At 39.6% G+C, this 15253-nt stretch carries 17 protein-coding genes; 4 read left to right on the top strand and 13 right to left on the bottom strand.

Going from position 1 to position 15253, the window contains the following annotated elements:
• Positions 1–28 precede the first annotated feature (28 nt).
• The 13 genes from dapF to aspS all read right to left on the bottom strand — a co-directional run bounded on the left by dapF (position 29) and on the right by aspS (position 11627).
• Complete coding sequence (gene dapF / locus IPMB12_RS06030) at positions 29–853, bottom strand: diaminopimelate epimerase (protein ID WP_166915939.1); 825 nt, start codon at positions 851–853, stop codon at positions 29–31.
• A gap of 82 nt (positions 854–935) precedes the next feature.
• On the bottom strand, positions 936–2189 hold the full coding sequence (gene lysA / locus IPMB12_RS06025; protein ID WP_166915937.1) for a diaminopimelate decarboxylase: 1254 nt from the start codon (positions 2187–2189) through the stop codon (positions 936–938).
• On the bottom strand, positions 2189–2317 hold the full coding sequence (gene lptM, locus IPMB12_RS06020; RefSeq protein ID WP_166915935.1) for an LPS translocon maturation chaperone LptM: 129 nt from the start codon (positions 2315–2317) through the stop codon (positions 2189–2191). Before lptM ends, lysA begins: the two co-directional genes overlap by 1 nt.
• A gap of 223 nt (positions 2318–2540) precedes the next feature.
• Positions 2541–3548, bottom strand: coding sequence for a Holliday junction branch migration DNA helicase RuvB (gene ruvB, locus IPMB12_RS06015; protein WP_166915933.1), 1008 nt, complete (start codon positions 3546–3548; stop codon positions 2541–2543).
• A 12-nt stretch (positions 3549–3560) separates the two neighbouring features.
• On the bottom strand, positions 3561–4172 hold the full coding sequence (ruvA, locus tag IPMB12_RS06010) for a Holliday junction branch migration protein RuvA (RefSeq protein WP_166915931.1): 612 nt from the start codon (positions 4170–4172) through the stop codon (positions 3561–3563).
• 157 nt (positions 4173–4329) lie between these two features.
• Entirely contained in the window at positions 4330–4755 is a 426-nt protein-coding gene (locus IPMB12_RS06005) for a hypothetical protein (protein ID WP_166915929.1), read from the bottom strand.
• 9 nt (positions 4756–4764) lie between these two features.
• On the bottom strand, positions 4765–5310 hold the full coding sequence (gene ruvC, locus IPMB12_RS06000) for a crossover junction endodeoxyribonuclease RuvC (RefSeq protein WP_166915927.1): 546 nt from the start codon (positions 5308–5310) through the stop codon (positions 4765–4767).
• Complete coding sequence (locus tag IPMB12_RS05995) at positions 5307–6053, bottom strand: YebC/PmpR family DNA-binding transcriptional regulator (RefSeq protein WP_166915925.1); 747 nt, start codon at positions 6051–6053, stop codon at positions 5307–5309. Before IPMB12_RS05995 ends, ruvC begins: the two co-directional genes overlap by 4 nt.
• A 237-nt stretch (positions 6054–6290) precedes the next feature.
• Positions 6291–7547 carry a bifunctional glucose-1-phosphatase/inositol phosphatase gene (gene agp / locus IPMB12_RS05990; protein ID WP_166915923.1) on the bottom strand — a complete coding sequence of 419 codons (1257 nt, stop codon included), beginning with the start codon at positions 7545–7547 and terminating at the stop codon, positions 6291–6293.
• Between the two features lie 217 nt (positions 7548–7764).
• Positions 7765–8631 carry a helix-turn-helix transcriptional regulator gene (locus tag IPMB12_RS05985; protein ID WP_166915920.1) on the bottom strand — a complete coding sequence of 289 codons (867 nt, stop codon included), beginning with the start codon at positions 8629–8631 and terminating at the stop codon, positions 7765–7767.
• Between the two features lie 37 nt (positions 8632–8668).
• Complete coding sequence (locus IPMB12_RS05980) at positions 8669–9214, bottom strand: YbhB/YbcL family Raf kinase inhibitor-like protein (RefSeq protein ID WP_208293431.1); 546 nt, start codon at positions 9212–9214, stop codon at positions 8669–8671.
• A 43-nt stretch (positions 9215–9257) separates the two neighbouring features.
• Positions 9258–9740 (bottom strand): dihydroneopterin triphosphate diphosphatase, encoded by a 483-nt coding sequence (gene nudB / locus IPMB12_RS05975; protein WP_166915918.1) that lies wholly within the window; start codon positions 9738–9740, stop codon positions 9258–9260.
• A 126-nt stretch (positions 9741–9866) separates the two neighbouring features.
• Complete coding sequence (aspS, locus tag IPMB12_RS05970; RefSeq protein WP_166915916.1) at positions 9867–11627, bottom strand: aspartate--tRNA ligase; 1761 nt, start codon at positions 11625–11627, stop codon at positions 9867–9869.
• 130 nt (positions 11628–11757) lie between these two features.
• Between aspS and IPMB12_RS05965 the strand changes: the two genes are divergently transcribed.
• From IPMB12_RS05965 to IPMB12_RS05950, 4 genes are all read left to right on the top strand, one after another.
• Positions 11758–12303, top strand: a complete 546-nt coding sequence (locus tag IPMB12_RS05965) for a cysteine hydrolase family protein (protein ID WP_166915914.1) — start codon at positions 11758–11760, stop codon at positions 12301–12303.
• 315 nt (positions 12304–12618) lie between these two features.
• The gene (locus tag IPMB12_RS05960; protein ID WP_166915912.1) at positions 12619–13398 is read left to right on the top strand and encodes a DUF3100 domain-containing protein; all 780 of its coding nucleotides are present in this window, start codon (positions 12619–12621) and stop codon (positions 13396–13398) included.
• A gap of 19 nt (positions 13399–13417) precedes the next feature.
• Positions 13418–13867, top strand: coding sequence for a hypothetical protein (locus tag IPMB12_RS05955; protein WP_166915910.1), 450 nt, complete (start codon positions 13418–13420; stop codon positions 13865–13867).
• 16 nt (positions 13868–13883) lie between these two features.
• Positions 13884–15203 carry an amidohydrolase gene (locus IPMB12_RS05950; protein ID WP_166915908.1) on the top strand — a complete coding sequence of 440 codons (1320 nt, stop codon included), beginning with the start codon at positions 13884–13886 and terminating at the stop codon, positions 15201–15203.
• The last annotated feature ends 50 nt before the right edge of the window (positions 15204–15253 follow it).

Here is a 15253-nt window from a genome sequence, read left to right as displayed (position 1 = left end):
TTGGCTCTGGTTGAGCTATTTTCTGTACTCATAATGTTACAAATCCATCATAAACGTGTGTGGCTGAACCGGTCATAAACAGAGGCTTACCAACACCTTCCCAACAGATATCTAAATCACCACCCGGTAATTTAACTTTCACTTTAGAATCAAGCAGACCTTGTGTGATACCAATTGCAACAGCAGCACAAGCACCTGTACCACAGGCTAAAGTCTCACCTACACCACGTTCAAAAACACGCAGCTGAATCGTATTACGATCAACAATTTGCATAAAACCAATATTTGCTCGCTCCGGAAAGCGTTCATGAGATTCAAGCACAGGTCCAAGAGTTGCTACACTTGCTGTTAGCACATCATTGACTTGTAATACACAATGAGGATTACCCATAGAAACTACACCACAAAATACGGTCTGTTCCTGAGCCCGAATAATATAAGTTTTCTCTTCTTTAATCGCTTTAAATGGAATACTTTGCGGGTCAAAAACTGGTTCGCCCATATTGACCTGCACCGTTTCATCCTCATTCACTTTCAGGATTATCGTACCTTTGAGAGTGCTGACTTTTAATTCACGTTTTTTAGTCAGACCTTTAAGACGGACAAAGCGGGCAAAACAACGAGCACCATTACCACATTGCTCCACTTCACCACCATCGGCATTAAAAATTCGATAATGAAAATCATGATCAGGAGAGTATGGTGGTTCAATAACCAGAAGTTGATCAAAGCCGACACCGGTATGACGATCAGCTAAACGCTTTATCAGTTCAGGAGATAAATGAACATTTTGGGTAATGGCGTCAATCACCATAAAGTCATTACCCAGTCCATGCATCTTGGAGAAATTCATTCTGTCACCACTACTTGGGCGGTTTTCACCGCCACAATTTAGTTTAATTTGATGACATTATAGTGGTTTAATGAGGGTTGAATCAACCAATGAGTTGCTCACCAGCCCAGAGATCGGTATATTTTTCACGTTGACGAATTACATAAGCTTTATTACCATCAACCATAATCTCTGCCGGTTTTGGTCGGCTGTTATAGTTAGAAGCCATACCAAAGCCATAAGCACCAGCACTGCATACTGCCAGATAGTCACCCGCTTCTACAGCAAGCTCTCGTTGTTTACCCAAAAAGTCGCTTGATTCACAAACTGGACCTACGACATTATAAACATAGCTTTGAGCCTGATTTGTTTTTTGTGAAACCGGAATAATTTTCATCCAGGACTCATACAGAGCGGGGCGAATTAAATCATTCATACCGGCATCGACAATCGCAAAGTGGTTATCTTCATGATGTTTTAAGTATTCAATATGAGTTACTAACAGACCTGCGTTAGCAACAATAGCACGACCTGGTTCAAACAGAATTTCCAGATGCGGATAGTTTTCTACTTTTTTCAGAATAGCTTTTACAAACTCAGCTGGTGTCGGAGGTACTTCATCATTATAACACACCCCAAGGCCACCACCAAAATCAAGGTGATGAATATGAATCCCTTCTTTCTCTAAACTATCAACTAGAGCAAGTACTCTGTCAGCGGCATCAAGGAATGGTGTCAGTTCTGTTAACTGAGAACCAATATGGCAATCAATACCCTCAACGCTTAGATGAGAAAGTCTGCTCGCTTCTTTATACACCTCTAAAGCGATCTCATAGCTAATACCAAATTTATTCTCTTTCATCCCAGTTGAAATGTAAGGATGGGTTTTAGCATCCACATCCGGGTTGATACGCAGTGAAACCGGTGCTTTTTTATTAAGGCGTTTTGCTACTTCATTAATACGATAAAGCTCTGGAATTGACTCAACATTAAAACAACGCACACCAACTTCAAGCGCGCGGGCAATCTCTGCTTCAGTTTTAGCTACACCAGAAAAAACGACTTTCCCGGCATCACCACCAGCAGCTAGTACGCGCTCAAGTTCACCCTGAGACACAATATCAAAACCAGCACCAAGCTTAGCTAAAATATTTAATACCGCTAAATTACTATTGGCTTTCATCGCATAACAAACAAGGTGTTTACGACCAGCTAAAGCCTGATCGAACGCTAACCATTGTTGTTCAATGTAGTTTTTTGAATAGATATACAGCGGCGTACCAAATTGTTTAGCCAGTTGTGTCACAGACACATTCTCGGCAAATAATTCCTGATTTAGATATTTAAAATTGTTCATTACTTAGACTCATTTGTCGTGGTTGATTGCTGTTCATCAGCCGGAAAATAAAGATCACCTTTTAGTCCACAACCGGATAACCAGACTACAACAGTTAAAAGAGTTAAAAATTTAGCATAGCGTTTCATAATTGACCAATAATAAGAAATGATTGAAAGGTATATTACTATAAGTGAAATGAATATTCAGTAAGAGATTTACCCTGATAATTGCCCATTAAAATAAACATCATAACCAATTGATTAATAAACACATTTTATGGATAATTTAATTACCAATCTTGAATTATGGTACCAGAGCACCATAATTAAGTTAAAGATAAAATAATCAGAGGAAATTAAATTATTAGCATTATTTATCTGCAGGTACGATACCAAAGTGACGATAAGCATGCAGAGTCGCAATCCGCCCTCTTGGTGTACGTTGAATAAAACCCTGCTGAATTAAGTATGGTTCCAGCACATCTTCAATCGTTTCACGCTCTTCACCAATTGCTGCGGCTAAGTTATCCAGCCCAACCGGTCCGCCCATAAATTTATCAATAATGGCTAGCAGTAATTTACGATCCATAAAGTCAAAGCCTTCAACATCAACATCAAGCATATCTAATGCCTGAACAGCGACATCACCATTTACTTTACCGTCAGAGCGAACATCCGCATAATCACGAACCCGGCGAAGTAATCGATTAGCAACACGTGGCGTTCCCCGTGAACGTCTGGCAATTTGGTGTGAACCTTCCGGTGATAACTCTAAACCTAAAAATTTGGCGCTGCGGCTAACGATATATTCCAGATCAGCTACTTTATAAAACTCTAAACGCTGCACAATACCAAATCGGTCACGCAGTGGAGAGGTTAAAGAACCCGCTCTGGTTGTAGCACCAATAAGCGTAAATGGTGGTAAATCAATTTTAATTGAACGTGCAGCAGGTCCTTCACCAATCATAATATCCAGTTGATAGTCTTCCATCGCTGGATAGAGAATCTCTTCAACCACTGGTGACAGGCGGTGAATCTCATCAATAAATAAAACATCATGGGGTTCAAGATTGGTCAGCATCGCTGCCAAATCCCCTGCTTTTTCAAGCACCGGGCCTGATGTAGTGCGTAAATTAACACCCATTTCATTTGCAACGATATTAGCCAGTGTAGTTTTACCCAGCCCCGGTGGTCCAAAAATCAGCAAGTGATCAAGTGCATCCTGACGCTGTTTAGCGGCCTGAATAAAGATTTTCATCTGTTCACAGACATGAGGCTGACCAATATATTCATCCAATGATTTTGGTCGAATTGCACGATCAACAGTGTCTTCTTCTCGCTGTGACACCGGTGATATTAAACGATCAGCTTCAATCATGATAACCTCTTATTATAACGCTGCTTTTAGTGCTTCTTTAATCAGGGTTTCGCTGTCAGCATCCGGACGAGCAACTTTACTCACCATTTTGCTGGCTTCCTGAGGTTTATAGCCTAAAGCCACCAGAGCAGAAATCGCTTCACTTTCCATATCATTAGACGTTTTCACGCGCGGAATATTAATTTCGGATAATGAGGATTGGGATAATAGTTCACCACCAAGACGTTTCAGACGATCTTTCATCTCAACAATCAGGCGCTCAGCAGTTTTGGTACCAACACCCGGCAGCTTAACCAACGTTTTGATTTCACCCATTTCAACCGCAGAGACAAACTGAGCAGCAGACATTCCGGACAAAATTGCTAAAGCCAGCTTTGGACCAACACCATTGACTTTAATCAGTTCACGAAACAGTGCACGTTCTTGTTTATGATTGAAGCCATAAAGCAGTTGTGCATCTTCTCTTACCACAAAATGGGTGAATACCGTCGCTTCTTTACCATTATCCGGCAGTTCATAAAAACAGGTCATTGGCATAAAGACTTCATAACCAACACCATTTGCTTCAATCACAACTTCCGGCGGCTGCTTTTCAATAATGATGCCACGTAAACGACCTATCATAATCTACCCTTAAAATTTAATAATCAGACGTATAAGATATAAATTAGTGACCAGTTTACATGATGATGGAAAAAGAAGAAAGATTTAACTGTATAAATAGACAGTTTATTTATACAAAGATAGCAGACCGCCTTTACCAGCGACCTGCTCTTTAAAATTACTGGAAGCTAAATACGAACGATAAAATTAGCAGTAATGCTGCCAGCATAATAATAACTAAGCCTGAAATACCTAAACCTTTAAGATAGCTGGTTTTAAAGAATCCGGAATAACACCAGCTCAATACACCAATTGAAATCGCAAAATCAATCAATGCAAAGGTATTTGAATAGTAAAACTCCATTGGTAAGGTAAAACCAACAATAAAGTTCTTAACAAATGAGAACAAGACATACACGATAGTCGCTAAAACTGCGGCACCAAATGTCGGGTGACTTGCTTTTACGATTTTTGCTGATAAAAAAGCAAATAATGAACATAAAAGAACAGCAATCACGAGAATAACAATAATACTAACAAGTAAACTACCTGCGCTAATACCGTAATATGCTAATATCTGTTGTAGATCATTATAACCAGTCATAAATTACCTCTATTTCTTACTATATTGTGACTCATCAATAATTCGTTTACGGGCTAACGCCAAACGATTTTCACTCATCTTCACTAAATTTTGACTCATATGCGTGTGGGTGATAGCAATTGCCAACGCATCAGCCGCATCGGCTTGCGGGCTGGCGGGTAACTTTAACAGTGTTTTTACCATATGCTGAACCTGAGACTTATCTGCCGCCCCTGTTCCAACCACGCTCTGTTTCACCTGACGCGCAGCATACTCAAAAATAGGTAAATCCTGATTTACCGCAGCAACGATCGCCGCCCCTCTCGCCTGTCCAAGTTTTAGAGCTGAATCAGCGTTACGCGCCATAAATACCTGTTCAATGGCAAACTCATCAGGTTGAAATTGTAAAATAATTTCAGTCACCCCAGCATAAATTCGCTTCAGGCGCGTAGGTAAATCATCAACAGCGGTTTTAATACAACCACTGCCTAAATACTCTAATTTACGTCCGGTGTGACGAATGACCCCGTATCCCGTCAAACGGGAACCTGGGTCAATACCTAAAATGATTGTCATTCCAGTGTTGCTGCAACCTCGTCAGAAACTTCACCATTGTGGTAAACCTCCTGAACATCATCACAATCTTCAAGCATATCAATCAGACGTAATAATTTTGGTGCTGATTCAATATCCAGATCAACTTTAGTTGCTGGAATAAGTGAAACTTCAGCCGATTCAGAAACTAAACCTGCCCCGTCCAGTGCATCTTTAACTTCGCCAAACGCTTCTGGTGAAGTAAATACATCAATTGCACCATCATCATAAGTCACAACGTCATCAGCACCAGCTTCAAGCGCAGCTTCCATCACAGTATCTTCATTTGTACCAGTTGGGTAAGAAATGACACCTTTTTTAGAGAACAGATAAGAAACTGAACCATCAGTACCTAAGTTACCGCCTGTTTTAGTAAATGCATGACGTACTTCTGATACGGTACGATTACGGTTATCACTTAAACATTCAACCATAACAGCTGTACCGCCCGGACCGTAGCCTTCATAAATGATAGTTTCCATGTTGCTATCATCTTCACCACCCACACCACGTGCAACTGCACGGTTCATGGTATCGCGAGTCATGTTATTAGATAATGCTTTGTCCATAGCAGCACGCAACCTTGGATTTGATGCAGGATCGCCACCGCCAATTTTTGCCGCAGTTACTAATTCACGAATAATTTTGGTAAAAATTTTGCCACGTTTTGCATCTTGCGCCGCTTTACGGTGCTTCGTATTGGCCCACTTACTATGACCTGCCATAAAAAATCTCCAGTTACTTGTTACTTATATTTCTTGAAGTAAATATACTAAATATATTGAAAACGCGCCATTCTAGCAGATTTGAATTGCAATTTCATTATTCGAATAAAGGAAGTGAATCTATTTCAGTAAAAATTATCGCCACACCATAATCTGCCATATAACAAAAAACTCCTTCTGTCTTAAGTTAACAAAAGGAGCTTAAAGAAATACACTAAATTCGGTTTAACGAATAAATTATTTGGCTAATTCATTAAGTAGATTTTCAAATTTATCAAATGAACAATATCCCATTGCATTAATTGGGCATGAAGCAAGTTCAAGCACCACACGTTGCGGTGGATTTTCACGATTTAGCTGTTCAAGTTTACGCAACTGATCAGTAGATTGATAAACGTACTCAATTTTTAACAGTTGTTCACCAGTTGTATTATCTTTCCAGCGTTCAAACAGAATCTTACCACCAATTGGTGTAGTTTCGAACTGGTTAGGTAGGTTGTATGGTTTCACACCTAAAGTAGCAAACATTGAAGCAACATTTGAGTCATGACCTACTAAGAAAGTGAATTTAGCCGCATCTTTATTATCAAACACAGAGTGAATATAGTTGATTAAATTAGTAGAGACCTCTTTAGCCACGACGGGCGCACTAAAATTCACTGTATTGTAGTACTCTTTAATAGACACCAGTTTTTCAAACTGTTCATTATTTTTGATTTGACCCCAGGCGACGTCACTCAGTGGCGAACCTTCATAATATTGTAAAATAAAGGCATCGGCGACGGATGTCCCGGTACGAAGCGGACCAGAAATCCCTGGTTCCTGACTTGCAGTAATATTAATTGTCGTTGGTTGTGCTAAAAAATCACATTGTTTATCAACAGTACACGTTGCTGACTTACCATAGTTGATCACTTTAGACATATCTTCATAAATTGGTTTAAGTCTTTCATTTAAACCAATCACACCACCTGGTCCTGCCGCCGCATTGATAGAATCAATCGCTTTTTGCTTAAATTCAGGTGTGTCATTACGAATAATTGGATTAAAAGTAGCATCCATTGTGCCTAGTTTTTCTTTGTGATAAACAGGTACGATACAACCCGGGAAGGCACCAACACTAAAATATTGTGCTGTGGCAATAGTTCTTTGCAAACTATTGGCATAGAAGTATACATCTTTTTCTGTAGGACAAACATCCGCCTGAAGCAGCTTGGTATCAACTAGCCACTCACTAAAATAGTGACCAAAGTAGGCTTCAAGCGCGCCACCTCTGGTAGTTAAATAACTGCTTGGTGTATCCCACTGTGGCCACTCATTTGGTGTTACTTTACCTAGCGCACTACTAGGGCTGGCAAGGGGTGCTCTTAAGCCATGGCGGCTGAATACTACAACCTGTTCCAGTGTGTAGTTATTAGCATTTTCCGCTGCTTCTGCTACGCACGAAAATACCAATGGTAAAGCCAACAAAGCACTATATTTAAACTTCCGCATAAAACCTCCAAATGTTTATATCATCAGCTAAAAATCCACTTTAAAAACTTCTAATAAGTCCAATAAATTAACAAATAAAACAATAAATTAACCTTATCATTAACTTTATTTGTTAAATAAAATATGCAGATTAATGGAGTGTATAGTTTTGATGGCTTAAAAAATGAGACTTACATCACAAAATTAGTCTGAACAGGTCAGTTTAAATATTCATATATTATGACAAAGCATTTTTTGTTACTGATTTTCCTCTGATTTCACCAGGAGAAAATCCAAAGCGCTCTTTAAATCGTATCGAGAAGCGGGAACCTGAATCATACCCTGTTTCTAGTGCAATTAACTGAACTGGCCACTGAGTCGTTTGTAATAACATGAGCCCATGATTCATTCGGATATCAGTAATTAGCTCTGTTAATGAGGTATTTTCTGCTGACAGATGACGGCGCATAGTCGCCTCACTCATCGCCATTTCATCAGCAACCTCTTTAGAACTCCATTTCTTATCCGGAGCAGAAAGCAGAAACTGCCGAACCCGCAGACTGAGCTGAGCGTCAGCTGTATTTGACAGACCAATCCCTTGTGACATAAGCCATAGTAAAATCTCTTCAAAGCGATGAGAAATGATTGTATCTGGTAAGTTCTCTGAGTCAGAAAACAGGTCAGATAAATTTTGTAGTGAATGTAAAAATGATTTTGCCGGATGGGGTAATACTTTCACCGAAGTCAGTGGCGTCACCGGATGAGCCATCTCAAATTGCTGCAAAGACTTAGGTTGCCAGCTAATCATACAAGCCTTATATTGGCCCGCTTGTTTATGGTTTGAAAAACGCGAGTGATTGATCATAGCAAAACGCTGATTAGCCGGAATAATCACTATCTGACCAGATTCTAAAGTAATCACTTCATCAGGAAGAATGATACTTTTTTGCCCTTCTGTGACATAAACAAGCATGGGAGCAACACAAACCATTTGTTCTAATGTTTTATCACAGCGCTGAGTAATGTGAGCATAAGTACCAATATCAGCGTGGTGATAAAATGACTGAGGAGATTTTAATGTAATCTTATATTTTTGACTAATCACACGACTCTCCTCTTAAGATTTTCTGATTTGCTAACAATTAGCGACCATAAGTATATGTCACTTGCGCTTTATCAATCGCAAACTGATTCACCATAAAGCCAATATATGCCGCACTTGATGTTTCAGATACCGGAATATTATCAATACTTAAGGCATAAATTGTAAATTGATATTTATGCGTACGTCCCACCGGAGGGCAAGGTCCACCATAAGTATTATAGCCATAATCGTTACGAATTGTTACTGCCCCACCCGGTAATAAATCAGTTTGATTGCCAGCATTTTGTACTAAAGAGTGAGTACCGACAGGAATGTTTGCCACTGCCCAGTGCCACCAACCAGAACCTGTTGGAGCATCAGGATCGTACATTGTCATGGCTAAACTTTTTGTTCCTGCCGGAATATTTTTCCAGGTCAGTTCAGGTGAAATATTCTCACCTTCACAGCCAAAAACATCTGCAATATATCTGTTGGTAAAACCATTTTTATCCAAATCCGGGCTGGATAAGGAAAAATCCTTGGTTTGGGAAAAAGAATAAAAACTTAAGAAAGATAAGGTTAATAGTAAATATTTTTTCATCATAAGACTCCTGTAAAAGAGCCATGATTATGCCAATATTTTTTATTTATATAGATTCAAACCCGCTCATTTTAGGTACAAATTCGCTCAATCTGTTTTTGCTAAGTTGTAAAATCGCCTCACGATTATTCCATGACTTTGTTAGATCGGCCGCTTCTTTATAATTTAACCATTGGCAGGCTTTGTGTTCGGTTAAGGTAATTTGGCATTTCTCTGGTAACGGTAAATAGAACCAGTGTTCTTTATTAGCTGTAACGCCGGGTGCATAGCGGTGTAAAAACTGCGGAAAAATCTCAAACTCAACGACGTGCTTTGCATCAATCAATGTTAATTGCTGACCTGTAATATCAATACCCGTTTCTTCTTTTACTTCACGAATTGCCGTTTGATAAGGTGTTTCCCCATCTTCCAGACTACCCGTCACTGATTGCCAGAATGATAAATCGTCTAAACGCTGCAACATCAAAACTTGTTGCTCACGCTGTGTAAAAATCACTACCAGTACTGATTCCGGCTTTTTGTAGTTCATATCAATCTATCCTGAATAAAAAGAGTAATAAGATCATATTTAAAGCAAAATGACAGATAAAAATAATCCCGCAATTTTATTTAAACTGCGGGATTATCAAAATATAAAAAGGTTTAATCTTAAAGACTATGCTTTTTTAGAAACCTCAATCCCAAGTTCCTGTAAAGCAGCCGGATTAGCCGGACTTGGCGCATCCGTTAATAAACATGCCGCAGCGGTTGTTTTTGGGAACGCAATAACATCACGAATATTATCCGTACCTGTTAAAAGCATAGTCAAACGATCCAGACCAAAAGCAAGTCCTGCATGTGGTGGTGTACCATATTTTAAGGCATCAAGTAAGAAACCAAATTTCTCACGTTGATCCTGTTCACTAATGCCTAAAATACTAAATACGGTTTGTTGCATTTCATTGCGATGAATACGTACAGAACCACCACCTACTTCATAACCATTGATCACCATATCATAAGCATTGGCTACGGCTTCTACCGGACTAGCTTTCAGCTGTTCTGGAGTAAAATCTTTTGGTGACGTAAACGGATGGTGCATTGCACTTAAACCATCTTCGGTTTCTTCAAACATAGGGAAGTCGATAACCCAAAGTGGCGCCCATTTCTTTTCATCAGTAATTTTTAACTCTTTACCGACTTTCAGACGCAGCGCACCAAGTGCATCACTCACCACTTTATAGCTGTCTGCACCAAACAGTAAAATATCACCATTTTTAGCATTAGCACGGGTAAGAATAGCCTCAATTTGCTCAGCTGAGAAGAATTTAGCTACCGGACTTTGTACACCTTCAGGACCAGCTGCACGATCATTCACTTTCATCCATGCTAAACCTTTCGCTCCATAGACAGTAATAAATTGCGCATAATCATCTAAATGCTTACGGCTAAGCTCAGCCCCACCCGGTACACAAAGCAGTGCTACACGACCTTTTGGATCGTTTGCCGGACCAGAGAACACTTTAAATTCAACATCTTTCACTAAATCCGCGACATCGATAATTTCAAGTGGGTTACGTAAGTCTGGTTTATCAGAACCATAACGGCGCATTGCTTCAGCAAATGTCATCACCGGATACGTGCCTAAATCAACCCCTTTGATTTCCAACCAAAGTTTACGGATTAGCTCTTCCATAATTTCTCTGACCTGCTCAGCCGTCATAAAAGAAGTTTCAACATCGATTTGGGTAAACTCTGGCTGACGATCTGCGCGCAAATCTTCATCACGGAAGCACTTAACAATTTGATAATAGCGGTCAAAGCCAGACATCATCAGTAACTGTTTAAATAATTGTGGTGACTGTGGCAACGCATAGAATTCACCTTTATGTACGCGGCTTGGGACTAAATAGTCACGCGCACCTTCTGGTGTAGCCTTAGTTAACATCGGCGTTTCCACATCTAAGAAACCATGTTCATCCATAAAACGACGTACAAAAGCGGTAACACGAGCACGAGTTTTAAAAATAGCGGTCATTTCCGGACGACGTAAATCGATATAACGATATTTTAGGCGTTGCTCTTCAGTATTGTTTTGATTGAAGTCCAGTGGTAGAACTTCTGAACGGTTGATGATGGTAAGAGCAGTAGCCAGTACTTCAACTTCACCTGTTTTCATCTCTTTATTTAACTGGCCTTCTGGTCTGGCACGAACTTTACCCTGAATTTGAATACAGAATTCATTGCGTAACTCTGAGGCTAAAGTAAACGCTTCTTTATAATCCGGGTCAAAAAAGACCTGTACCAGCCCTTCTCTGTCTCGCATATCAATAAAGATCATTCCACCCAGATCGCGGCGTTTATTCACCCAACCACATAATGTGACTTCCTGACCAATATGAGAAGCATTTAACTGACCACAATAAATTGTACGCATAAAAATTATTATCCTTTAAGCCTATATCGCAAAATGCCACCATTATAGATGAAATTTGACTTGTATATAAAGGCATTATTATAAATAATTAACGTCCAAGGTATTTTCGATTTTATTCGCAAGGAAAAATATGAAAGCACTCATTTCTCTGGACTACACTTACGATTTTATCGCTACAGACGGAAAGCTAACCACTGCTGCTGCCGGGCAAGCGATAGAAAAAGAGCTAGTTACGTTAACTAAAACCTTTATTGAACAAGGTGATTTTGTCGTATTTGCTATTGATGCTCACGACCCATCAGATAACTATCATCCAGAAAATAGACTCTTCCCACCGCATAATATCATTGGTACTCCGGGACAAGATTTATACGGTTCACTAAAAACTCTTTATGAGCAATATCAATCTAAACCGAGTGTCTACTGGATGGCTAAGCGTCACTACTCAGCCTTTAGTGGTACAGATTTAGATTTACGTTTGCGTGAAAGAGGAGTTCGGGAACTGCATCTGACCGGAGTTTGTACCGATATCTGTGTGTTGCATACAGCAGTTGATGCTTATAATCTTGGCTATCAGATAGTTATTCATAAAAATGCCGTTGCCAGTTTTAATCCGATTGGGCATGACTGGGCTTTAGGCCACTTTGAACATACGCTTGGTGCCACTATTGTTTAACTGATTTAACCGAACAGGCAATTTATTCACCTAAATCGGCTCGTTTTTTAGTTCTATTTTTTAGAGATAATTCGCAGAAATAGGATTATTTTCGCCTGTAATTTGTCTATTATTCGACCAGTTATAAGTAACAACAATGCTCATACCAGCATAATTACAAAATATCATTTGCCGATCGAAAACGATTATGTTTTTATATTTACGACATTAGTTTTGAACAAAAAATGCTACTTTATAAATTCTATATTCTAAATCAATAAAAAATTTATCCCTGTTTTAGCGGATAAAACTAATCACAAACGAGGTTGTGTCCAGATGGAAATCTTAAAAGATTGGAAACTACACATTATCGCTCTACTAGTTGTTGTTGTCTGTGAGCTAATTGGTATTATTAAACTTGGAATGATTGTTTTATTACCGATGATCTTTGCTATGGTTATTGGCGGCATCATTAGTATTCCAAAACTAAAAATTCTTAGCGAAGGTAACATGAAACGTGCCAGTACTGTTATGACCGTTTCTTTGATGTTACTTATTGCAAAACTAGGACTCGATATCGGTCCAAACTTAAATCATATTTTTAATGCTAAAGGTGCATTAATATTCCAGGAAGTCGGTCATTTCTTCGGAACCATCCTATTTGGTCTGCCAATCGCTGTTGCTCTTGGTATGGGGCGTGAAGCTGTTGGGGCAACCTACTCTGTTGCTCGTGAACCAAATATTGCAATTATTGCCGATAAATATGGACTGGATTCACCGGAAGGTCGCGGCGTTATGTCAATGTACATCTGCGGTACATTATTTGGCGCTATCTGGATCAGTATCTTAACCACTTTTATCGGTCAGCTTGATATCCTTCACCCTTATGCCTTAGCAATGGGCGCTGGTGTTGGTAGTGGTAGTATGATGGCTGCCTCAACCGGTTCAATTGTCACGCTTTACCCGGAAATGGAATCATCCATTCGCGCCTATGCTGCGTCAGCTAACTTACTGTCCAGTATCTTAGGTATCTATATTTATATGTTCTTCTCACTACCTCTGGCATCAAAAATGTACGGTGTGTTTAGACGTCTATTTGGTAAAGATAAAGGTTAATAAGGATAGGTAACATATAATGAAAATATCAGAAACTATTTTTGTACTTATACTCGTCGCAGTAATTATGGCTGCCGGTAACTCTGTTGGTTACCCTGTTGATATCATCTCCTCTTTAAAAGGAATGGCGGTACTTGTTGTAATCTCTGTTGTTGGCTTCTTAATTGCTAAACTACCCGTTTGTAATAAACTACCGGTTATTTTCTGGGTATCGATTATCGCTATTATCTCCTCACTACCGGTAACACCAGGCTCCGCGTGGGTACTTGATACAGCAAGACACGTTCAGTTCCTGGCAATTTGTACACCAATCCTTGCTTATGCAGGTTTAGCAATTGGTAAAGATTTAGCCATGTTTAAACAAATCTCATGGCGTATTATTCCTGTGGCACTTGCCGTATGTGCAGGAACATTCTTATGTGCAGCCTTTATTGCACAAGTGACACTTCACTTAGAAGGTGTTATCTAAAACAGGTAGGTATCAAATGAATAAAGAACAACTAAAGAAAAAAGTTTGCGATGCAATTGCCGCCAGAAAAGGCGATATTAAAGCACTGGCTCAGGCGATTTGGGAAGAACCTGAACTGGGTTATAAAGAGACCAAAACTGCCAGCAAAGTTGAAGCCTGTTTTGAAAAACTTGGCATTCCTTACCAAAATAAACTGGCGCTGACCGGTGTTAAAGGTCGTCTAAAAGGTGGTAAAGGAAGTAAACACAGTGTTGCCGTTATTGGTGAACTCGACGCAATTATTTGTGCAGATCATCCCGATGCAGATGACACATCTGGTGCCGCACACTGCTGTGGTCATAACGCGCAAATCGCCAATATGATGGCGGTAGTTATGGGCCTTAAAGACGCCGGTGCGATGGAATATCTGGCTGGTGACGTTGTTCCTTTTGCTGTGCCCGCTGAAGAATACGTTGAAATCACTTACCGTAATCGCTTAATTGAAGAAGGCAAAATCAAATACATTGGTGGTAAACCAGAGCTAATCTCTCGCGGTGATTTTGATGATATCGACATGGCATTACAGATTCATTTAACCAGCGTTCCGGCTAAACGTGATAATGGTTTTATCGAAATATCAACCACCAGTAATGGTTTTATCGGTAAGCTCATTCGTTATAAAGGTGAAGCAGCTCACGCAGCAGCAGCACCTCATGCTGGTGTCAACGCATTAAATGCAGCCATGATGGGCATGATGGGTGTACATGCTATTCGTGAAACCTTTCAGGAAAAAGATTACATCCGTTTTCATCCGATCATTACTCAGGGTGGTGATTTAGTTAACGTGATTCCAAGTGATGTACGTATGGAAAGTTACGTTCGTGCAGGTAATGTACCGGCCATGATCGATGCTAATAAACGTATTAATCAGGCGCTTAAAGCAGGTGCTATGGCTGTTGGTGCAGAAGCAGAAATCAAAGACTTACCAGGTTATTTACCACTACAAAATAATGATGTATTAAATAAATTCTTACGTCAAAATGCAGAAGGCTTAATCGGTGAAGATAACGTGTGGGTAGCACCACATATGACCGGCAGTACAGATACCGGCGATTTATCTCATATTATGCCAGTCAGCCATCCGTGGATTGGTTCTGTGCGTGGTGTTTTACATGGTAAAGACTATAAGATTATGGATGATGACATGGCTTATATTCGCCCTTCACAAATGATGGCTTGTACCATTATCGATCTGTTATTTGATGATGCTAAAGAAGCTGACGAACTGATGGCAAACTATAAACCGCTAATGACTAAACAAGAATATTTAGATTTTCTTGAATCATTTAATAGTTAATTAGTTTTATCTTATCATTAAAAAAATCACCTCTTAGAGGTGATTTTTTA

Origin of the sequence: Zophobihabitans entericus, from assembly GCF_011745665.1 — a bacterium.
Taxonomy (GTDB): Bacteria; Pseudomonadota; Gammaproteobacteria; order Enterobacterales; family Orbaceae; genus Zophobihabitans; species Zophobihabitans entericus.
This window is presented reverse-complemented; position numbering and strand designations above follow the sequence as displayed.